Below are 21363 nucleotides of genomic sequence, written 5' to 3'. Positions count from 1 at the left end.
GTCATCACCGCCTACTTCAACAGGCTTGCCCGGCTCGCAATGACAGCCATCACCAGGCTTAAGCTACCCACGAATCCGATGGCGGCCTGCATGCCGAACGCCTCTGCCAGAGTCCCGACCACGGGCGGCCCCATCAGGCTGCCGCTATAGGACATGGTAGCGACCGCGGCAAAAGCCATCGGCCCCTCCTTGCCAGCCGCACTATAGACGAAGGGGAAAAGCAATGCCAAACCAACACCGGCCGCTGCAAACCCGGCCAACGCAAGCAGTGCGCTAGGAGATAAAACAGCGAAAAACAAACCGCCTGCGGAGAGCAGCGCGCCATAACCGACCAATGCCCGTGCGCTGAATTTTGCCTTCAGGTCATCGCCCATCAGTCGCGCCACCAGCATCATGACGGAGAACATGGTCAATGCCAGTGGGGCAAAGCCGTCGCTCACTTCAAAGTGATCTTTTAAGAAAACGCCGCCCCAGTCCGCAATGCTTCCTTCGGACATGGCGCCGAGAAATCCGAGCGCACCTAACCACGCCAGCGGTCCGCGTGGCAGGCAAAAAGCTTTACGCTCAATGGCTACCGCGTCGTCCTGCACTTGCAAGGAATCGCTTGCGAGCTTGAGGAGCAATGAAAGCGGCATCGCAATGAGCAAATAGTGCATCAGCGGTGCGACATGCAGCGTCGCCATCACACTGCCCAGCGCAGCGCCGCCGAGTCCGCCAGCACAGCCCCATGCATGGAGTTTAGACATCTCGGATTTGCCGGTTGCCTTTTCGAATCCGGTTGCAATCGATTGAAGGCTGACGTTTACGCAACTGGCGACGATGCCCAGCATCAGAACCGATACCATCAATAGCGAGACGGAGGGTGCGGCACCGATGCAAAGCAGGACGGCAAGCAGTGCCTGGCACGCATAGTATGCGGTTTTCCGTGCGCCGAGTGATGACATCAGGCGTGAAGAGATCGGCTGGGAGAGCAGTGCCCCCAATCCGCCACATACCAGAACCATCGATAGCTCGGAATGCGAAATCTGCAAGCCTTCACGCAATGCGGGAATGCGGCCCGCCCACGAGCCCATGGCCATGCCGAATAGGGTGAACATCGCGGGCAAGGAAAGCGGCTTGAAAGATCGGTAATGGAAGCCTGAAAGTAAGGAGCTAGATTGCATCATGGACGGATATTGTTGTGTGTCAGCAAGACCCGTGTGACGCATGCGCCCAAGCAATAGTTTCTCGAAAGAAGTTTATATCAGACATTCGTTCTGCGAATATCTGCAAGTAAGAACTGCGCCTGTCGCGAGGCGAGCAGTTTTTCATAAATAAGCGACATCCTGCGACAGAGAGCATCCGTATTTCTTGGCCAACTTACCTATCGTTGTTCGTGCAGTACGAAGACGACACTGCCCCGTCCGCGTTTGTGCTGCATCAAATGCAAGCGCGGAATTCGGTAGCAAATTAACTACGAACACACGGATAAAATCGCCTGCCCGATTCTTAACTTCTTGAGTTGTGGTCCGGTATCACGGATCGGGCGAGATTTGAATTTCTGTGATGGGCCTCCATAACGGAGCCGCTGAAGGTGATTTAGGCCATCATGAAAACGAATGATGAGCGGGTAGCATTCCCGTTCGATAGCGAACTACCTGGTGCAGTACGGTTTCGCATAAAGCCATCCAGGCCAGGCACGCGGAAGCTGGCTGCGGCTACCCTGCACCCGGACAGGGCGGCCGACATCGATAGCCGTTTCGATCCTCCGTTTCCACCGCAGGCGCCTGCCACGCTTTCCGGTGCAGATGGTGTCAATGCCGCGTCAATAGGAACAGGCCCGGCGTCGAAAATTCTGTCGAATTCGTTTACCAGATATTTGTTTATCGCCGTGTGCATCTGCATTGCCGCAGCGGCTTTCGGTGCATCCGCAGGCTTCTATATCGTGTGGTATTCACCATCATCAACTTCTCAAGGCTCTTCGCTCCCGAGCAGGGATAACCCCGTAGTGCAGCAGGAACCCTCCGCCTCCGAGAAGATGGCGTTGAAGATAGCGGAAATGCGAAGAATCGCTTCTGAAGAATCAGAAAGTCCAGGAAGCTCTGTCGACGATACCAAAACAAGTTCGTCTTTTACCCATCCGGGTATTCCCATGACACATTCCAACGACGGCAGTACCGACGCCGTCACAGCGCCCGGTACCTCGCCTGCCCGGCGGTGCTCCGCTGCGTCCATGGCGCTTGCCTTGTGTGGAGAAAAATAGCAGCAGACCTGTGTATCACTGAAAGAGGGAGGCAGTCTATGAAGCATTTTCGTTGGACCCTGTGCGTCCTCTTGATCGGATGGACGTCCGCGTTCGCCCAGGTCGATTACAAAATCGTCACCGCGTCTGAACGCGGCACCTACATACAGATTGGCCGCGACCTCGCGAAGTGGGTTGGCCAGCCCGCAAAGATTAATCTGGAAGCGCTGCCGTCCAACGGGTCCGCTGAAAACGTACAGCGCCTGCGCTTTGAACCTGGCGTCAAGCTGGCCTTGGTACAGTCCGATGTGTATCAAGCTTTTGTCGACCAGGCCGCTGCGGGGAATGTGACCGCAGGCAAGCTGATCAGTCCCTTGCGAGTGATGTTGCCGCTCTACGATGAAGAAATCTATTTCGTCACACGCGCCGACTCTCCCCTCACCTACATCCATGAACTCAGGGATAAAAAGATCAATGTGGGTCCTGTCGGCAGCGGCACGGCACTAAGTGCAACCACGCTCTACCGATTGATGTTTTCAACACCATTGCCCGAAGCAAACGCCAGTTACTTGTCCAATGAAGAAGCCTTACGAAAGCTTATCGATGACAAAACGCTTGACGTCGTCGTCATCGTTGCCGGCCAGCCCGCGAAATTGTTTTCCGATATGGCTCCGGAAGCGCGCCAGTACATCAAGCTGTTACGGCGGGACGACAAAGCACCGGAAACAGAACGTGCGGAGTCGACTTATTTTCCAGCGACGATCCATAGCAAGAGTTATCCCGCCTGGATGGCTGAAGATGTGCCTACTCTTTCGGTGAGAGCATTCCTCGTGACTTACAACTACGACACCCAGGCAACCCAGAATAATCTCAAGCGATTTGCGGAATCGCTGTGCGCCAACTTCGATAATCTGCAATCCCAGGGCCATCCAAAATGGCAGGAGGTCCAGTTGAAAACGCCGCCTCTCGGTAAAGGCTGGAAGTACTACGCGCCAGTCGAGAAAACCTTGCAATCGTGCGTGGCGCAACGCGGTCGACCGGCCCAGGCCGCCGCGCCCGTGCCGGTGACAAAATCCTGTAATCAGCAGGAAAAACTGCTTGGTCTTTGCCGGATGTGAAGATGTGAAGCGCTATCGGGCTGATGGCGGCTGGGTGTGGCTGGGTGCGCCGGCCAATAACCCATCTACTTAAGCGGCTCGCTGCGCCATATCTCTTGCGCGTACTCTGCGATCGTTCGGTCAGAAGAGAATTGCCCCATTCCCGCAATGTTATGGATTGCCTTGCGATGCCATTGCTCATGGTCGCGGAATAGCACATCAACAGTATCCTGCGTCTGCACATAACTCGCATAATCTGCCAGCAAGAGGTAGTGATCTCCATAGTTGACGAGCGTATCGAAGATAGAATGGAACCGATCGGGGGCCTCCGGTGAAAAGTGACCATTACGGATCTGATCCAGGACCTGTTTCAGTTCCGGGTTCGATTCATAGACCTGGCGCGGCTGATAACCGTGTACCCGGATATCTTGAACCTGCGCAGCCGTATTACCAAAGATGAAGATATTGTCTTGTCCGACCTGTTCCAGAATTTCTATGTTGGCGCCGTCCAGTGTGCCGATCGTTAGTGCGCCGTTCAATGCAAACTTCATATTGCCGGTTCCTGACGCCTCGGTGCCTGCCAATGAAATCTGTTCGGACAAGTCGGCCGCCGGAATGATGATTTCAGCCAGACTGACGCTGTAATTAGGAATGAAGACGACTTTAAGCCGCTCACCTACCCGCGGGTCGGCGTTGATCGTTGTCGCGACATCGTTGATCAGCTTGATGATCGACTTGGCGGTGTGATACGCCGACGCGGCCTTTCCCGCAAAGATAACCGTCCGCGGCACCCAGTCGCCGTCAGGGTTGGCGAGGATACGGTGATACCGCGTGATCACATGCAGCAGGTTCATCAATTGGCGCTTATATTCGTGAATACGCTTGACCTGGATATCGAACAACGAATCCGGGTTGAGTACGATACTCAATCTGTTAGCCACCCATTCTGTAAGCCGCAGTTTATTGCTTCGCTTCGCATTGCGTACAGCGCTAATGAAGTCGCGATCATCAGCTAGCTTTCGCAATTCAGCCAGCTTGTCGAGGTCGGCCCGCCATTGAGGACCGATTCGGGCATCGATCAGTCCGGCCAGCGCAGGGTTTGCCTGTGCCAGCCAGCGTCGCGGCGTTACGCCATTGGTCTTGTTCGTAAAGCGTTCGGGATAGACCTTCGCGAAATCAGCAAAGATGGATTGCTTCATCAATTCGGAATGCAGCTTCGATACGCCATTGACCTTATGGCTGGCGACAACCGCGAGATAAGCCATGCGTACCTTGCGTTCTCCCTGCTCGTCGATCAGCGATAGACGGCGCATCAGGTTGATGTCTTTTCCGAACTGCGCAGTCACGCTGTGCAGGAATTCGGAATTGATATCGAAGATGATTTGCAGATGACGCGGCAGCACGCGTCCGAGCATGTCAACCGGCCAGGTTTCGAGTGCTTCATGCATCAGCGTATGGTTAGTATAGGAAAATATCTGTTGTGCGATTGCCCATGCGTTCTTCCACGGCACGCCATGCTCATCCATCAAAATGCGCAGCAATTCGGGAACCGCAAGCACGGGGTGAGTATCGTTGAGGTGCACCGCGGCACTTTCGGCAAGCCGGTCAAACCCGCTATGCAAGGAAAGATGCCGATGGATCAGGTCCTGCATACTCGCTGACACAAAAAAATATTCCTGGCGCAAACGCAGTTCCCGACCTGATTGGGTGGAATCGTCCGGATAGAGCACTCGCGATACATTTTCCGAATGATTTTTGCGCTCGACCGCACCAAAATAATTGCCTTGATTGAAGGCCGATAAATCGATCTCGGTGGTTGCCCTCGCCGACCACAGGCGAAGCGTATTGGTCCTGTCCGTCGCATAGCCAGGAATAATCGTGTCGTATGCCATCGCAAGCACATCCTCGGTGCCGTTCCAGCAAACCTTGTCGCCATGCTGCTCTGTGTAGCCACCGTAGCGTACCCGGTATTGCACCTCTGGTCGGGGAAATTCCCACGGGTTACCATTGGTCAGCCAATAATCCGGCGTTTCGACCTGGTTGCCGTCGACGATCTGCTGGCGAAACATGCCGTAGTCGTAACGAATACCATAACCAATGCCGGAAATACCAAGCGTTGCCATTGAGTCCAGAAAGCAGGCAGCGAGCCGGCCCAGGCCGCCATTTCCCAGTGCGGCGTCGGGCTCGAAATTGACAAGCTCGTCGTAATCAACCTTGAGTGCCTCAAGCGCAGATCTGATTTCTGCTTCTATCCCCAGGGCGAGCATTGCGTTGGTGCAGGTTCGTCCGATCAGAAATTCCATTGAAAGGTAGTAAACCCGCCTGGGGTTTTGGACATGCTGAGCCTGATTGGTTTTCATCCACCGTTCGATTAGTTGATCGCGCACCGCCAGTTCGGTTGCCTGCAGCCATTCTTGTGGAGTCGCGAACGCCGGATCTTTTCCGATTGAATAGGTCAGCTTGCTGACAATCGCCTTCTTGAGATGCAGGGCATTAGAGTTTGCTTGGTCAATGTTGATTAAGTGATTCATAGATCCCAATCTTCAAAAATTCCAGTGAACAAACTTGGATTGCAACTTACTCTCGTTGTTCTGGCAATATATTTACTGGTTACAATTCAAGCATCATGATCTGCCGGTACACGTCAATCATTTGTGCTGCAGCACGGTCCCAGGTAAATTGCTGCCGCATGCCGGTTTGCTGAACGCGTTGCCACGCATCATGGTGTGAAAAAAGCGCAAAGGCGCACCGCATCGCAGTGGCGAGTTGCTCTGTATTGAAGCCTTCAAATACAATCCCGGTCGCCATGCCGGCCGCCTGGTTTTCCGGTGAAGCATCCACCACGGAATCCGCTAGTCCCCCGACCCGGCGCACTAGCGGTAAGGTTCCGTAACGCAGCCCATATAACTGCGTCAGCCCGCAAGGTTCGTATCGGGATGGAACAAGTACCACGTCGCAACTGGCAATGATCTGATGCGACTTGCCTTCATCGTAGCCGATTTGCACGGAGACCGCTTCAGGATGCGCAGCGGCAGCATTTAGAAACCCGGTTTCCAGCTCCGCGTCGCCGCTCCCCAGCAAAACGAGTTGCCCTCCGCGCTGAATTACATCAGGCAAGGCGTCCAGTACAAGATGCAGGCCTTTCTGGTCAGTCAGGCGGCTGACGACGCCGAAGACCGGTGCGGTGTCCTGCATCGCCAATCCGCATTGCTGTTGCAATGCCCTTCTGCATTCCCGCTTTCTTTCGAGTGAGCTGACACCATAGTTTGCCGCAATGGCTGCGTCAGTCTCCGGATTCCAGACCTCCGGGTCCACGCCATTGAGAATTCCCGCGAGGTCCTGCGCACGACCGCTTAGCAGGCCCTCCAGACCACAACCTTGTTCACTTCCCTGAATCTCGCGTGCATAGGTCGGACTCACTGTTGTGAGCTTGTCCGCGTAAAACAAACCCGCCTTCAGGAAGGATACGTTGCCATAGAATTCGACGCCGTACATATCGAAGAAGTCCGGCGGCAGGTCAAGTTCATGGAACACCTCGCGCGAATACACGCCTTGATAAGCTAGATTATGAATCGTCATGACGCTTGCTGCGATACGTCCGCTACGGCGTTCAGCGGCTTTGAGATAAGCAGGGGCGAGACCGGCGTGCCAGTCATGTCCGTGCACGATGTCGGGTCGCCACACGGGATCGAGCCCGTGTGCAAGTTCGGCTGCCATCCAGCCGAGCAGTGCGAATCGACGATAATTGTCGGCATATTCCTGATTGCGCGCATCGGCATAGGGATTACCGTGCCGGTCGTATAAACCGTGAGCGTCAATGACATAGGCAGGCATTTCACTACCGGGAAGCGTCGCCGCATACAGCCGGAGCCGGGATGCGCCAAATCGCGGTGGCAGTTCGACCAGCATCTGCGGATTCCTGACCTGCTCCAGGATGACAGGGTATCCGGGGAGCAATAGCCGGACATCGCATCCGCACCGGACGAGCGCCGGCGGCAAGGCTGCGGCCACATCAGCCAGGCCACCGGTTTTTATCAAAGGATATATTTCGGAACAAACATGCACTACACGCATTGCTACTCCATGACGATAGCGGGAAAGCCGCTACCCAATCCGCTATGTCGTAAATGTGGGTTTTAAGGAAAGCAAATTTTCATGCCACGATTGCACACCGGTCGCATGAAATCAGCTTTTCTGCCACCGGGGTTGCGCTTGGTTGCTGTTGCACTCACAGCCTGGACAGCATTTCACTTGTTACCAGCACGATGCCGTTTTCCGTACGATAGAAGCGCTGTGCATCGAGTTCGGCATCTTCGCCAATCACGAGATCATCGGGTAGCTTGCAACCCCGGTCAATCACGACCTTCCGCAGCCGGCAGCGCTGGCCTATTTCGGTATGCGGCAGAATCACAGCTTGCTTGATGGTGCAGTACGAATGGATACGCACGTTTGAAAAGAGAACGGTCTCGGTCAGATCCGATCCCGAAATGATGCAGCCTCCTGATACCAGCGTGTTCGCGGTCTGTCCATGGGCGCCCGTGTCATCCGGCACAAACTTAGCTGGCGGAAGCTGCTCCTGGTAAGTCCAGATTGGCCATTCACTGTCGTAGATGTTCAGTTCAGGCATATTAGAGGCAAGGTCGAGATTCGCTGACCAAAACGCGTCGACGGTACCAACATCCCGCCAATAGGGCTTTATGCCGGATTTACGTGGTACCGACGACATGTTGAGCGGATGTGCCAGCGCACGTCCTTCCCTGACTACGCGGGGAATGATGTCCTTGCCGAAGTCATGGCTGGAATCCTCATCGGCGAGGTCTTCACTAAGCAAGTTATACAGATATTCCGCGTTGAACACATAGATACCCATGCTGCCGAGCGCGCTTTCCGGCTTGCCCGGCATGCCGGGAGGGTCGGCTGGCTTTTCAAGAAAGCTGGTAATTCTCCGCTCTTCATTAATGGCCATCACGCCCAGCGCAGTCGCTTCCGCCCTTGGCACCTCGATACAGCCTACTGTGCATTCCACACCGCGCTCGACATGGTCCAGCAGCATCATGGAATAATCCATTTTGTAGATGTGGTCGCCGGCAAGGATCAGGACATATTCAGGACCATAGGAGCGCAGAATATCGATGTTCTGGTAGACCGCATCGGCGGTACCGCGATACCAGTATGCTTCGTTGACGCGCTGCTGTGCAGGCAACAGATCAATGAACTCGTTTGCTTCGCCGCGAAGGAAATTCCAGCCGCGTTGCAAATGCCGCAGCAAGGAATGCGATTTGTATTGTGTCAGCACTCCCATGCGGCGGATACCGGAATTGATGCAGTTCGACAGCGCAAAATCAATGATCCGGAACTTGCCTCCGAAATACACGGCTGGCTTGGCCCGCTTGTCGGTCAACTGTTGCAGGCGTGAACCACGTCCCCCTGCAAGCACAAGGGCAACAGTACGTTTGGGGAGCTGACGGGCGATGATTAACTTGTCTATCGTCTGGTCCACAACTGATCCTTTTTATTATGCTGAACATCCTCATTCTAGTCAGATCAATGGGACTGAAACTGTGTTCCTCCTGGGCGAACAGTGCTGACCGTTGATATCTCGCAAGAGTCGCCGCATTCATATTTGCTGGCGCGGGACGGTTAAGATCAAGCAGGCCCGCTATTTGATAAAGGTCAATCGAACGGTGGCATGAAGGCGAACCGCCACCCGCAGCAGTGAAAACCAGTTGCACGATGGCGCACGAAAATGGCCCGGCCTCATTACCATCTGGACGGTAATGAGGCCGGGCCATGTCGACACTAAAACGATGACTTCCGCGCCGCTCCTTCTGACTTGGGCGAGCGCATTTCAGGAAGCGCGTTCTTAATCCTTCTACTTAAACTTAATCCCGAATTTCGAGAGCACGATTCAAACTCAATGCCGCCAACGAGCAAGCCGCTCCCGACAACAGATAGATGCTGACATACGCAAGACCGAAATGCGCCGACAGTCCAAGCGCAACGAGCGGTGCAAAGCCGGCACCGACGAGCCAGGCGAGATCGGAAGTCAGCGCAGCGCCGGTATAACGATACTTCGCCGGAAAATTGGCGGTTACCGCGCCGGCAGCTTGTCCATAGGACAGTCCCAGCAAGGCGAAACCCAGCAGCAGAAATACATTTTGCCCCAAGTCTCCGCCATCCATCAGCGTCGGCACAAATCCGCTGAATACAGCGATCAGGCAAGCGAGTGTGCCGAGTGTCGTGCGTCGGCCAAAGCGGTCTGCGATGAGGCCGGACGCCGCTACGCCGCAAGCGGCCAGGACGGCACCAATCATCTGGATTACCAGAAACTCGCTCACCGAACGCTCGGAATACAAGCTGATCCACGACAGCGGAAACACGGTGACGAGGTGAAACAACGCATAGCTTGCCAAAGCGGCAAGCGCACCGACGAGCAAATTGCGCCCTTGTGACTGCACCATTTCAACGACGTTAGTCGGTTCCAGTTCGCGCTCGTCAAGCAAGCGGGAATATTCGCTGGTCGATACTAGGCGCAGACGGGCAAACAGCGCAACCACGTTAATGGCGAACGCTACGTAAAACGGGTAACGCCAGCCCCATTCAAGGAAGTCTTCGGTCGACAGTGCGGACAACAGATAAGCGAACAGTCCGCCGGCGACAATGAATCCCACCGGCGCACCGAGCTGTCCGAGCATGGCGTACCAGCCGCGACGATGCTGGGGAGCACTCAGTGCAAGCAAGGAAGGAAGGCCATCCCATGAGCCGCCCAATGCGATGCCCTGGCCGATTCGCAGCAAGGCCAGCAATACGATGGAGGCCATTCCCAGGTGTTCATAGGTCGGCAGGAAAGCGATTCCGGCCGTCGATACACCGAGCAGAAAGAGCGCAAGCATCAGCTTGAACTCACGGCTGAACCTCTGCTGGATCGCCATGAACAGCACCGTACCGATGGGCCTTGCAAGAAATGCAAATGAAAAAATTACAAACGCATAGAGCATGCCTTCGAGCGGCTCTTCAAACGGAAAGAAGACCGCGGGAAAAACCAGAACGGACGCGATGGCATACACGAAAAAGTCGAAGTACTCCGAGGCACGTCCGATGATGACGCCGATGGCGATTTCACCTGGTTCAATGTGGCCGTCGCGCGCATTAATGTGCCGCGCACTCTGACTGCTCGGGCTTGGTGCTGCATCGTTGCCGGGAAGGGGTGGAAAGGTCGTTGTTGCCATATTGATGAAGTCTCCGATGCGCCTGATGTAATAGGTGCAACTGGCCAATGTCACTAATCCGCATACGGTCCTCGCCGTGTGCCGGTAGGACAAAATGTCCAATCGCAATTGTGGGTTGGCCAAAGTAGAGTAGCACAATCTTGATCCACGTTCTTGACTTTCCACCATGCATCTGTTATCCGCCCGGCGCCGATTACTACCCCTGCTAGTGGTATTTCTCACCGGCTGCAATACCGTTGTAATGAACCCTTCCGGCGATATCGCGGCTCAGCAAGGACATCTGATCTATGTCTCAACCTTGCTGATGCTGTTGATCATCGTACCTGTGATCGCCCTGACATTTCTGTTTGCATGGCGTTATCGCAAGAACAATACAGCCGCACGTTACGAGCCGGACTGGGACCACTCCACCAAGCTCGAACTGGTGATCTGGGGCGCTCCGCTGCTGATCATCATTGCGCTCGGCCTGCTGACCTGGATCAGCACACATCTGCTTGATCCCTATCGCCCACTGCATCGTCTTGACGCCAATCGCCCTATTCCAGCGGACACCAAGCCGTTGCTGGTGCAGGTTGTCGCGCTCGACTGGAAATGGTTGTTCATTTATCCGGAGCAAGGGATTGCCACGGTCAATGAACTGGTGACGCCCATCGATGTGCCGATCCGGTTCAAGATTACCGCTTCCAGCGTGATGAATTCTTTTTATATTCCCGCGCTGGCCGGACAGATCTATGCAATGCCGGGCATGGAGACCACCCTGAATGCGGTGATCAATAAACCAGGCGAGTACGAAGGCTTTTCCGCCAACTACAGCGGTGCAGGTTTTTCTCATATGCGCTTCAAGTACCACGGTGTCAGCAATGAAGACTTTGGTACGTGGGTGCAGAAAACCAAGGCCAGCGGCGGCTCGCTGGACCGTGCCAATTACATGACGCTGGAAAAACCCAGCGAGCGCGAACCGGTCCGTCGTTACGCAACCGTAGCTGGCGACCTGTATGACGCGATCGTCAACCGATGCGTGGCGCCGGGTTCCGTCTGCATGAACGACATGATGGCTGCCGACAGCAAACGCATCCGTAACGGCAAGGTGCAAATGGAGGCCCAGGCGCAAGCCCAGTCCAAAGCCCAGATGGAGGCCGGCGATCATCCCAGGGATGTCGTGCCTTCCGATGCGCATCCCGGCGCTCCAATATCCGAAACATCCCCTGCGCACACTCATATTCACAAAGAATAGCGATGCAAGACCATACCGATTTGACGAAGCTGATCTTCGGACGACTAAGCTGGGAAGCAATTCCCTATCACGAACCTATTCTCATTGGTACCTTTATCATGGTGGCCCTGGGCGGGATTGCCCTGGTCGCGCTGGTAACGCGGTATCAATTGTGGGGCACCCTGTGGCATGACTGGATCACCAGCATCGATCACAAGAAGATCGGCATCATGTACATGGTGCTGGGTCTGGTCATGCTGCTGCGCGGCTTTGCCGATGCCCTCATGATGCGTGCCCAGCAGGCGATCGCCTTCGGCGATTCAGCCGGCTTCTTGCCGCCGCATCACTACGACCAGATTTTCACCGCGCATGGCGTGATCATGATTTTCTTCGTCGCCATGCCTTTGGTGACCGGCTTCATGAACTACATCGTGCCCTTGCAGATCGGCGCCCGCGACGTGGCTTTCCCTTTCCTGAACAATTTCAGCTTCTGGATGACCACGTTCGGTGCCGGCCTGACCATGGCGTCCCTGTTCGTGGGCGAATTCGCGCGTACCGGTTGGCTCGCCTATCCGCCACTGTCCGGCATTCTGGCGAGCCCCGATGTTGGTGTCGACTATTACATCTGGTCATTGCAGATTGCCGGTGTCGGTACCCTGCTATCGGGGATCAACCTGATCGCCACCATCGTCAAGATGCGTGCGCCCGGCATGACCATGATGAAAATGCCTGTTTTCACGTGGACCTCGCTGTGCACGAACGTGCTGATCGTGGCGGCGTTCCCGGTACTGACCGCCGTACTCGGGATGCTGTCAATGGACCGCGTTCTCGGCACCAATTTCTTCACCAATGATCTGGGCGGCAACGCGATGATGTATGTCAACCTGATCTGGATCTGGGGCCATCCCGAGGTATATATCCTGGTGCTGCCGGTATTCGGTATTTTTTCGGAAGTGGTGTCGACCTTCTCCGGAAAGCGCCTGTTCGGATACACATCGATGGTCTATGCCACGGTCGTGATCACCATCCTGTCCTACCTGGTATGGCTGCACCACTTCTTTACCATGGGCTCGGGCGCCAGCGTGAACTCGTTCTTCGGTATCACGACGATGATCATCTCGATCCCGACCGGCGCCAAGATTTTCAACTGGCTGTTCACCATGTACCGTGGCCGCATCCGCTATGAATTGCCAATGATGTGGACGGTCGCCTTCATGGTGACGTTCGTGATCGGCGGCATGACAGGTGTGTTGCTGGCGGTTCCGCCGGCTGACTTTGTGCTGCACAACAGCTTGTTCCTGATCGCGCACTTCCATAACGTGATCATTGGCGGTGTCCTGTTCGGCCTGTTCGCCGGTATCAACTACTGGTTCCCGAAAGCGTTCGGTTACAAGCTGGATGCGTTCTGGGGCAAGGTATCGTTCTGGTTCTGGGTCATCGGCTTTTATCTCGCCTTCATGCCCCTCTATGTACTTGGCCTGATGGGCGTAACGCGCCGCATGAGTCACTTCGAAGATCCGTCGTTGCAAATCTGGTTCCAGATCGCGGCACTCGGCGCCGTCCTCATTGCCGTCGGTATTGCTGCCATGCTGGTCCAGTTCTATGTCAGCTTCAAGCACCGTCATGCATTGCGTGATGTGACCGGCGATCCGTGGAATGGCCGTACGCTGGAGTGGGCGACATCATCGCCACCGCCTGACTATAACTTTGCGTTCACGCCGCGCGTGTATGACAACGACACCTGGGCCGACATGAAGAAGCAAAAGTATACGCGTCCAAGCCACGGCTTCGTCGCCATCCACATGCCGAAAAACACGGCAGCCGGGTTTGTCATCGCAGCGCTGAGCGCAGTGGTCGGCTTTGCGGTCATCTGGCAGATGTGGCTGGTCGCCGGCCTGTTCTTCGCTGCAATGATGGCGGCAATCGTCATCCACACATTTAATTACAAACGCGACTATTACATCCCGGCGGAGGAAGTTGTCCGTACCGAGAATGCTCGCACACGCTTGTTGGAAAGCCATGTCTGAAATAACCGCAACATCTGTCGACGTCCTGCACGCTGATGCGGGCGACCGCTTCCACGTAACGGAGCACCATCCGGAAAACGGCACCCTGCTCGGCTTCTGGATTTACCTGATGAGCGACTGCCTGATTTTTGCCTGCCTGTTCGCTACCTACGCGGTGCTGGGCCGTAATTATGCAGGCGGGCCAACCGGTGCCGAGTTGTTCGATCTGCCCCTGGTGGCGGCCAACACGGCACTCCTGCTGCTGTCCTCCATCACCTACGGCTTCGCCATGCTGGAATCGCAACGCAAGCGTTTGCGTTCCACCCTGATCTGGCTGGGTATTACCGGCCTGTTGGGTGCGGGCTTCATTTCGCTCGAACTATTCGAGTTTGCGCATCTGCTGCACCAAGGCGCGGGCCCGCAACGCAGCGGCTTTTTGACGGCATTCTTTTCGCTCGTCGCGACGCACGGCTTGCACGTTACCTTCGGCCTGATCTGGCTGGTGACGCTCATGTTCCAGCTTGGCAAACATGGGCTCATCCCCGAGAACCGGCGTCGCCTGATGTGCCTGTCGATGTTCTGGCACTTCCTTGACGTGATCTGGATTGGCGTATTCACCTTTGTTTACCTGATGGGAGTTTTACCATGAGCGAACATCATCACAACCCGGGCATCAATTCGGAACGTGCTCATCATGCTTCAGGCCACCATGACCATCATGGCCACGAAGACCATGCCGATCATGGCAGCGTCAAGACATATGTGATTGGCTTTTTGCTATCAGTCATCCTGACCGCCATTCCCTTCTGGCTGGTCATGGGCGAGGTGTTTGAAAAATCAAGCACCACCGCGCTGGTCATCCTCGGCTTCGCTGCGGTTCAAATTGTTGTACACATGGTTTACTTCCTGCATATGAACACCAGATCGGAAGGAGGGTGGAATATGCTTGCCCTGGTATTCACGCTCGTGCTGGTGATTATTTTGCTGAGCGGGTCGCTGTGGGTTATGTACCATCTGAATCACAACATGATGCCGGGGATGATGCCCGATGCAACACACCAGATGCACAAGATGCCATGAGCAATCGGACGGAACGGGAAAGCAACGCAGCGACCACGCATGAAACCGGTCAGCGTGCGCGCCCGTTCATCGTCCTGATCACATTGGTCCTGTGCGCGGCGCTCGCTGCGGCTGGTTTTGTTGCGCTTGGTACATGGCAGGTAAAGCGGCTACATTGGAAGCACGCGTTGATTGAACGTGTCGAGCAGTGCGTTCATGCGGCATCTGTCTCTGCTCCCGACCGCCGGCGCTGGCCGACCATTACTGCCGAAACCGACGAATACCGCCGCGTAACGGTGAGCGGCACCCTCCTCTATTCCAGCACCGCGCTGGTACAGGCATCGACCGAGCTGGGTTCGGGGTTCTGGATGCTAACTCCGTTGCGCAACAGTGACGGCACCCTCGTTCTGGTCAACCTTGGATTCATACCTGCCGATGCGGCGCAAGCAACCCGCCGGTATCTGCAATCCAGAAAACCCAATGACTGTGAAACCGGCCGTCGTAGCGAATGTGGGCCGACGGTCATTACCGGCCTGCTGCGAATCAGCGAACCACACGGCGGATTTCTAAGAAGTAACGATCGGGCGCAGGACCGCTGGTACTCGCGCGATGTCGCGGCAATTTCCGCCGCGCGTGAACTGAAAGATGTAGCCCCCTATTTCATTGATCTGCAAGCGGCCGAACCCCATGTGGCCAATACATTGGACGGCTTGCCCGTTGCACCAGTGGGCGGCCTCACGGTGGTGGCTTTCCATGACAATCATCTGGTCTACGCCCTGACTTGGTATGCTCTAGCCTTGATGATGGTAGGCTCCGCCTTATGGCTTGTGTACGATGAAAGAAAGCAGCATCGGCGCACCGGAGTCCACTCCTCCAATAGAGACCGGAATAACCAACATGGCAGCCCGAATTGAGCCGATTGCACGCGCCGATGGTGCGGATGGAATGAAAACAAAAAACGCCGAGGCAGTCACTACAACGGCGACAACAGCGGAAAGTGCGGCTGGTCACAAGAACATGTTGCAGTTGATCCAGCTGCGCTGGCTTGCCGTCATCGGACAGATTACGACGATTTCCGTTGTGACACTTGGCTTTGGCATCCATCTACCATTGCCGCAGATGCTTGCAGTGCTGGCTTGCCTGATTGCTTTCAATATCGCAAGCCAGTTGCGCTGGCATGAACGTCAGGTCGTCAGTAACCGGGAGCTCTTCTTTGCCCTGCTCGTCGATGTCGCCAGCCTGACTGCGCAGCTGTACTTCAGCGGTGGAACCACCAATCCCTTTGCCTTCCTCTATCTGCTCCAGGTCATTCTCAGCGCTGTCCTGCTTGAAGCGTGGTCGACATGGACCATCGTCGCGGTGACAGGAAGTTGCCTGGCCGGTCTCGCGCTATTGTCCAAACCTCTTGCGATTCCGCTCGACCACGAACGTGGCCTCCTGAGCTTGTACCTGCAGGGGACCCTGATCTGCTTTGTGCTCAATGCATCTCTGCTGGTGTTCTTTATTACCCGTATCAACCGCAACGTGCGGGCAGCGGATGCACAGCTGGCCCACTTGCGTCAACGTGCCGCCGAAGAAGAACATATTGTCAGAATGGGCTTGCTGGCGTCGGGCGCGGCACACGAACTCGGCACCCCGATGGCGACCATGTCGGTGATCCTCGGCGACTGGAAGCACATGCCCGAGTTTATGAACCATCCCGAGTTGCTGGAAGAGATCAATGAGATGGAAACCCAGCTGAAGCGCTGCAAGAAAATTGTGAGCAGCATCCTGTTGTCCGCCGGGGAGACCCGCAGCGAATCATCGTCAAAGACGACCATTAACAATTTTCTCAATGACCTGATCAGGGAGTGGCAGGCGAGCAGACCCATCGCATCCTTTGAGTACCATAACGCTATCGATCAGGATATTCCTGTCGTCTTCGACACCGCGCTCAAACAGATGATTTTCAATGTACTCGACAATGGATTGGAGGCGTCGCCACACTGGCTGCGTTTCGATGTAGCGCGAGAGGCGGATGCGTTGCGACTGACAGTCACCGACGCCGGACCGGGATTCATGCCCGCGATGCTTGCGCAGATTGGCAAGCCGTATCAGTCGAGCAAAGGGAGGCCGGGAGGCGGGCTAGGCTTGTTCCTGGTCGTCAACGTGGCTCGTACCTTGGGCGGCACTGTGACGGCGCATAATCGCCCTGAGGGTGGCGCCATTGTGCAACTGAACCTGCCGCTGGCAGCCATCACCTTGTAAAAGGACTATGGGACTATGCCGATGTCATCCGACCGCCTGTTGCTCATCATCGAAGATGACGCCGCCTTTGCGCGGACGCTTGGACGGTCATTCGAACGCCGTGACTACAAGGTGCTGCTCGCCGCCAATCTGGAAGAGGTAGCGGCGATCCTGGAAAAACATTCGCCGACTCATGCCGTTGTCGATCTCAAACTGCAGGACAACACGTCCGGACTGACCTTTGTGCAAATGCTGCATAAGCATGATCCAGCCATGTTAATCGTCGTGCTGACCGGATTTGCCAGCATCAATACCGCAGTGGAAGCGATCAAGCTTGGCGCATGCCAGTACCTCGCCAAACCGTCGAATACCGATGATATCGAAGCGGCGTTCGGACATGTAGCCGGTGCCGATCCTGTCGAACTGACGAACCGCTCCACCTCCATCAAGACGCTTGAATGGGAACGCATTCACGAAGTGCTTGCGGAAACTGGTTTTAATATTTCCGAGACAGCCCGGCGATTAGGAATGCATAGACGAACCCTTGCACGCAAACTCGACAAGCAGCGAGTCAAGTAACGCTTACCCAAAAATAAAAGAAACCCGCGAGCCGGTGACGGCTGCGGGCAAATAGCTCTGCTCAATCAAAGGAGGATATTCAACTGCAATTTCAGAGTAATCCGCACGAGAGCCAGCGACTTGCTATCGATCAATCTGTATTCCTTTTCTAAAAGCATTCTGTGTTTGTTTGATCTCTCTATGACTTCAATTCCATCTCTGATGGATCGAGTCATCCATTTTCATCCCCTTATGCAATCTTTTGGACAATCGCTACAAGTAACATTTGTGGTCAGTCAATTCAGGGAAAATTTTTATCAGCTAAGATCGATTAAGTCTTGCCGCAAACCGTCTCTTCAGCAACGATCATTGTCACCTGCAAAACCCGCCCGGCATGTCTAGTAGTCGGGTCGGGTACTCAATGACGCTCTGAAGCACCTGTAGCCCGATAGTGTTCATGTGCCAGTAGCAGGAAGCTTCGATGCATCAGATTGAATACAAATGGATCGCCCTTGCCGGGGCATTTATTACCTGCGTCGGCTCAGCCGTTGTCGGCATGGTCGCCTGGGGCATTGCGGCAACCATGATTGCAGTCGGCTGCGTCCTGTTTCTTGCTGGCGTCATCGGCTGGTTCTTTAACGCGAACTGACTCTCCAGGCGCTTATAGCTTTCCTCGATCAGGGTCTGGACGTTACGCCGGATTGTGTGAAAAAGATGCGCGCCAAAAGTAGGGAATCGGACAGGAAGATCGCGCAGGAAAGCGACTGCAGCTTCCGTGCTTTGAATCCTTCGCCTGCTTCGGGGTTCGACTCAAGCAGCGTCAACGCGTCATCGTCAGTGCTTCATTCTTACGGCCAAATTTTCGGCGCTGCTATGAGCAGGCATTCTTTTTGCATAATTGGACAAGATACAAGCCAATGCAAGGAGAATTCATGCATGCAGAGATCACCGCCTACCGCGGACGGCTCATCATTACATTGCTGACCGATCATTCGGTTCCAGGCGAAGTCCTTAGCGCACAAGATAACCCCCGTTTTCCAGGGCACGTGATCTACGACACGGGCAAACATCTGGGGGTCTCCAAAGAAGCGCTACGCTTGCTGCGTACGCTGCCTACCAGTAGCGAAGAAGCCAGCGATGTGAACTGGTTCCAGATCGATGAAGACAAGCCAATGTTTTTCTGGCGTGGCGGCCGCTATGCAATATTCTCTCCCGAATACTGTATCGCGGCGATGGAATTCAAGATCAGGAAGCATATCCTTATTCCGAACCGGGTACCTGACGGCGCACGGGCACAGCTCAACGTCCTGCCGCACGCCCACAAGCCAAGGGTCGGGCTGCTTTCAGGCATTCCGCTATAAGAAGCAGCGTAATATAGTAATTGGCGATATTACTCAAGGGATGTCAGGTGCATCATAAATCGTTGGAAAAGTCAGCTGGCACTGCAACTTATTAACTGTTAGTCAAATCCTAACACCTAGGAAGTCCCTCTCAGTAAAGCGCCGGCCTTACTCGTGTTGTGCAGCATGCGTGGCAGAAGGAAATGTTATCCCGCATCAATGAGCCAGTTCCCGCACCACAGTTTGCCAACCTGCTGCGGTTGGCGGCAGACCTTTGTGGCGTGCCAATGGCGCTGGTGACATCCTATGCGGACGGAAAGATTACCGTTGAGTGTCAACACGGCATCAATAACGTGGCCGATAGTGGCTTCTGCGAGCAGGCCCTGCTTCAGGATGATCTGCTCGAAGTGACGGATGCGTTGCAAGATGTGCGTTTCCGTGATTTGCCGCAAGTACGCGGCGCGCCGTTTGTCCGGTTTTATCTCGGAGCATCACTTATCTCGCCGACTGGCCATCGCTTTGGGACGTTGGGGCTGCTAGATGTCCGTCCAAGAACGATAGATTCGACGCAACGCGAGCACTTGCGTACTCTTGCGCATCAAGTCATGGTCCATATGGAACTCCAGCGTCAGCACAAGTCGCTGGAAGAGCTGGCAAGGGAACTCGATCGTGCCAACAGGCGGTTGGCCGAACAGGCGGAGCATTTGAACCAGGCACAGCATATTGCGCATGTCGGTAGCTGGAAATACTTAATCCACGACGACCATCTCGTTCTATCCGATGAAATCCTTCACATGTACGGACTCGCTGCCGGTGAATTTGCCGAGACGATGCAGGCGTTCATCGACCTCGTCCACCCGGACGACCGGATCGCGGTCGAATCGGCAAAGGATGCGGTATTGCGCTTTGGTCATGCCACTGTGCAGTGCCGTGTCGTCCGCACCGACGGCGAGGTGCGCTATTTCGAGATTATCGGCCAGATGTTCATGAACGACGGCGGACCGCCCTACATGGCCGGCACGACACAGGACATCACCGATAAAAAGACCGTCGAAGACAAGATCCGGCAGCTTGCCTACTACGATCAACTGACCGGCCTGCCGAACCGCCGATTCGTCCTCGATCGCATTGATCGACTGACTGCAATCCGCCGCCGCCTCGCTCATGATGGCGCGGTGCTATTCATTGATCTGGACAACTTCAAGACACTCAATGATACGCATGGCCATGAAAAGGGAGATATGCTGCTTAAGCAGGTTGCGCAGCGGCTGCTGTCATCCGTGCGGCAATATGACTGTGTCGGGCGCTTCGGCGGCGATGAATTCGTGGTGTTGCTGGAACTGATTGGCGATGATGCGCTCGATGGAGCTACCCACGCAATGCAGGTCGCCAAGAAGGTGCTGGGTGCGCTCAACACCCCGTTCCTCCTCGAAACCTTACCGTACACTACGACGCCGAGCATTGGAATTGCCCTGATCGATGGTGAAATGTTGTCCACCGGCGAACTACTCAAGCGTGCCGATATGGCGATGTATCAGGCCAAGGCCGAAGGCCGCAATGCGATCTGCTTCTTCAATCCGAATATGCAAGAGGCAGTCAATGCCCGTGCGGCTCTCGAAGCCGACCTGCGGCAGGCTCTGGCTGAACAGGCGTTTTATCTCGAATACCAGCCCCAGGTAGACGAAACCGGACACATCAACGGTGTCGAAGCGTTGCTGCGCTGGCAGCATCCACAACGGGGGCGCGTACCGCCGTCGGAGTTCATCCCGTTCGCGGAAGAGTTCGGCATGATCATGGAGATAGGCGGCTGGCTCATCAAGGAGACCTGTCGGCAACTTGTGCAGTGGGCTCACGCCGCCGCGACGCAGGACCTGATGCTGTCGATCAATGTCAGTGCACGCCAGTTTCACCATCCTGCCTTTGTCAGCCAGATCACACAAACACTAGCCGACACAGGAGCCGATCCGGCCAAGCTAAAGATTGAAATTACCGAAAGCATGCTGCTTCGTAATTTCGACGACACCCGCCAAAAAATGATGTCACTTAAGGAACTGGGTATCCGGTTTGCGCTGGATGATTTTGGCACAGGCTATTCATCATTGGCTTACCTGCAGCAACTACCGCTGGACCAGCTTAAAATCGATCAGTCTTTCGTGCATCATGTTATGACAAACAAAAACGATGCGGCCATTACCCGTTCCATCATTTCACTGGCGCATAACCTTGGACTGTCGGTAATCGCCGAAGGTGTAGAGACGAAGGAGCAGCATCAATTCCTGGCCAGAGAGGGGTGCGGCCATTACCAGGGCTTTCTATATCATGAGCCACTGACAGCGCGTATGGTTGAGGTCCGGATGGACGACGCCCGTCCCCACTAATCCTTGGAAAATCGATGGCGCCCTCTTCCTGCAGTT

At 55.2% G+C, this 21363-nt stretch carries 17 protein-coding genes; 12 read left to right on the top strand and 5 right to left on the bottom strand.

Annotation, left to right across the window (positions count from 1 at the left end; all coding sequences use genetic code 11):
• Positions 1-11: 11 nt before the first annotated feature.
• Complete coding sequence (locus ASE07_RS25780) at positions 12-1166, bottom strand: MFS transporter (protein WP_235548628.1); 1155 nt, start codon at positions 1164-1166, stop codon at positions 12-14.
• A gap of 422 nt (positions 1167-1588) precedes the next feature.
• Between ASE07_RS25780 and ASE07_RS29190 the strand changes: the two genes are divergently transcribed.
• Together ASE07_RS29190 and ASE07_RS25770 are read left to right on the top strand one after the other, a co-directional pair.
• Positions 1589-2242 (top strand): hypothetical protein, encoded by a 654-nt coding sequence (locus tag ASE07_RS29190; RefSeq protein ID WP_156397030.1) that lies wholly within the window; start codon positions 1589-1591, stop codon positions 2240-2242.
• Between the two features lie 38 nt (positions 2243-2280).
• Positions 2281-3339: a TAXI family TRAP transporter solute-binding subunit gene (locus ASE07_RS25770; RefSeq protein ID WP_057293665.1), complete on the top strand. Its 1059-nt coding sequence runs from the start codon at positions 2281-2283 to the stop codon at positions 3337-3339.
• Between the two features lie 65 nt (positions 3340-3404).
• Here the strand turns inward: ASE07_RS25770 and ASE07_RS25765 are convergent, their stop codons facing one another.
• The 4 genes from ASE07_RS25765 to ASE07_RS25750 form a co-directional block, all read right to left on the bottom strand.
• A complete protein-coding gene (locus tag ASE07_RS25765) occupies positions 3405-5849 on the bottom strand; it encodes a glycogen/starch/alpha-glucan phosphorylase (RefSeq protein WP_057293664.1) in 2445 nt (814 codons plus the stop codon).
• A gap of 79 nt (positions 5850-5928) precedes the next feature.
• The gene (gene glgA / locus ASE07_RS25760) at positions 5929-7392 is read right to left on the bottom strand and encodes a glycogen synthase GlgA (protein WP_057293663.1); all 1464 of its coding nucleotides are present in this window, start codon (positions 7390-7392) and stop codon (positions 5929-5931) included.
• Positions 7393-7546: 154 nt separating this feature from the next.
• Positions 7547-8818, bottom strand: a complete 1272-nt coding sequence (gene glgC, locus ASE07_RS25755) for a glucose-1-phosphate adenylyltransferase (RefSeq protein WP_082584493.1) — start codon at positions 8816-8818, stop codon at positions 7547-7549.
• Positions 8819-9200: 382 nt separating this feature from the next.
• Positions 9201-10547 carry an MFS transporter gene (locus ASE07_RS25750; protein ID WP_057293772.1) on the bottom strand — a complete coding sequence of 449 codons (1347 nt, stop codon included), beginning with the start codon at positions 10545-10547 and terminating at the stop codon, positions 9201-9203.
• Positions 10548-10713: 166 nt separating this feature from the next.
• On the opposite strand from ASE07_RS25750, the gene cyoA reads away from it, so the two are divergent.
• The 10 genes from cyoA (at position 10714) to ASE07_RS25705 (ending at position 21327) form a co-directional block, all read left to right on the top strand.
• Positions 10714-11781 (top strand): ubiquinol oxidase subunit II, encoded by a 1068-nt coding sequence (cyoA, locus tag ASE07_RS25745; protein ID WP_057293662.1) that lies wholly within the window; start codon positions 10714-10716, stop codon positions 11779-11781.
• A gap of 2 nt (positions 11782-11783) precedes the next feature.
• Positions 11784-13787, top strand: a complete 2004-nt coding sequence (gene cyoB / locus ASE07_RS25740; RefSeq protein WP_057293661.1) for a cytochrome o ubiquinol oxidase subunit I — start codon at positions 11784-11786, stop codon at positions 13785-13787.
• The gene (gene cyoC / locus ASE07_RS25735) at positions 13780-14415 is read left to right on the top strand and encodes a cytochrome o ubiquinol oxidase subunit III (RefSeq protein ID WP_057293660.1); all 636 of its coding nucleotides are present in this window, start codon (positions 13780-13782) and stop codon (positions 14413-14415) included. The genes cyoB and cyoC overlap by 8 nt, the downstream gene beginning before the upstream one ends.
• Positions 14412-14846, top strand: a complete 435-nt coding sequence (cyoD, locus tag ASE07_RS25730) for a cytochrome o ubiquinol oxidase subunit IV (RefSeq protein WP_057293659.1) — start codon at positions 14412-14414, stop codon at positions 14844-14846. Before cyoC ends, cyoD begins: the two co-directional genes overlap by 4 nt.
• Entirely contained in the window at positions 14843-15739 is an 897-nt protein-coding gene (locus ASE07_RS25725; protein ID WP_057293658.1) for an SURF1 family protein, read from the top strand. The genes cyoD and ASE07_RS25725 overlap by 4 nt, the downstream gene beginning before the upstream one ends.
• 31 nt (positions 15740-15770) lie before the next feature.
• Positions 15771-17072 (top strand): ATP-binding protein, encoded by a 1302-nt coding sequence (locus ASE07_RS25720; RefSeq protein WP_057293771.1) that lies wholly within the window; start codon positions 15771-15773, stop codon positions 17070-17072.
• 21 nt (positions 17073-17093) lie between these two features.
• A complete protein-coding gene (locus tag ASE07_RS25715; protein WP_057293770.1) occupies positions 17094-17630 on the top strand; it encodes a response regulator transcription factor in 537 nt (178 codons plus the stop codon).
• 460 nt (positions 17631-18090) lie between these two features.
• The gene (locus tag ASE07_RS29185) at positions 18091-18258 is read left to right on the top strand and encodes a hypothetical protein (protein ID WP_156397028.1); all 168 of its coding nucleotides are present in this window, start codon (positions 18091-18093) and stop codon (positions 18256-18258) included.
• A gap of 283 nt (positions 18259-18541) precedes the next feature.
• Positions 18542-18970, top strand: coding sequence for a hypothetical protein (locus tag ASE07_RS25710; protein ID WP_057293657.1), 429 nt, complete (start codon positions 18542-18544; stop codon positions 18968-18970).
• Positions 18971-19152: 182 nt separating this feature from the next.
• On the top strand, positions 19153-21327 hold the full coding sequence (locus tag ASE07_RS25705) for a putative bifunctional diguanylate cyclase/phosphodiesterase (RefSeq protein ID WP_057293656.1): 2175 nt from the start codon (positions 19153-19155) through the stop codon (positions 21325-21327).
• Positions 21328-21363: the final 36 nt, after the last annotated feature.

Origin of the sequence: Noviherbaspirillum sp. Root189 (assembly GCF_001428545.1) — a bacterium.
In the GTDB taxonomy this organism is placed as follows: Bacteria; Pseudomonadota; Gammaproteobacteria; order Burkholderiales; family Burkholderiaceae_D; genus Noviherbaspirillum.
This window is presented reverse-complemented; position numbering and strand designations above follow the sequence as displayed.

Bases quoted from the DNA above. Each gene is read 5' to 3' on its own strand.
- ASE07_RS25765 (WP_057293664.1), bottom strand. From the start codon at position 5,849: ATGAATCACTTAATCAACATTGACCAAGCAAACTCTAATGCCCTGCAT.
- ASE07_RS25750 (WP_057293772.1), bottom strand. From the start codon at position 10,547: ATGGCAACAACGACCTTTCCACCCCTTCCCGGCAACGATGCAGCACCA.
- ASE07_RS29185 (WP_156397028.1), top strand. From the start codon at position 18,091: ATGCATCAGATTGAATACAAATGGATCGCCCTTGCCGGGGCATTTATT.
- cyoD (WP_057293659.1), top strand. From the start codon at position 14,412: ATGAGCGAACATCATCACAACCCGGGCATCAATTCGGAACGTGCTCAT.
- cyoC (WP_057293660.1), top strand. From the start codon at position 13,780: ATGTCTGAAATAACCGCAACATCTGTCGACGTCCTGCACGCTGATGCG.
- ASE07_RS25710 (WP_057293657.1), top strand. From the start codon at position 18,542: ATGCATGCAGAGATCACCGCCTACCGCGGACGGCTCATCATTACATTG.
- ASE07_RS25770 (WP_057293665.1), top strand. From the start codon at position 2,281: ATGAAGCATTTTCGTTGGACCCTGTGCGTCCTCTTGATCGGATGGACG.
- ASE07_RS25780 (WP_235548628.1), bottom strand. From the start codon at position 1,166: ATGATGCAATCTAGCTCCTTACTTTCAGGCTTCCATTACCGATCTTTC.
- cyoB (WP_057293661.1), top strand. From the start codon at position 11,784: ATGCAAGACCATACCGATTTGACGAAGCTGATCTTCGGACGACTAAGC.
- ASE07_RS25705 (WP_057293656.1), top strand. From the start codon at position 19,153: ATGTTATCCCGCATCAATGAGCCAGTTCCCGCACCACAGTTTGCCAAC.
- cyoA (WP_057293662.1), top strand. From the start codon at position 10,714: ATGCATCTGTTATCCGCCCGGCGCCGATTACTACCCCTGCTAGTGGTA.
- ASE07_RS25725 (WP_057293658.1), top strand. From the start codon at position 14,843: ATGAGCAATCGGACGGAACGGGAAAGCAACGCAGCGACCACGCATGAA.
- glgA (WP_057293663.1), bottom strand. From the start codon at position 7,392: ATGCGTGTAGTGCATGTTTGTTCCGAAATATATCCTTTGATAAAAACC.
- ASE07_RS25720 (WP_057293771.1), top strand. From the start codon at position 15,771: ATGAAAACAAAAAACGCCGAGGCAGTCACTACAACGGCGACAACAGCG.
- ASE07_RS25715 (WP_057293770.1), top strand. From the start codon at position 17,094: ATGTCATCCGACCGCCTGTTGCTCATCATCGAAGATGACGCCGCCTTT.
- ASE07_RS29190 (WP_156397030.1), top strand. From the start codon at position 1,589: ATGAAAACGAATGATGAGCGGGTAGCATTCCCGTTCGATAGCGAACTA.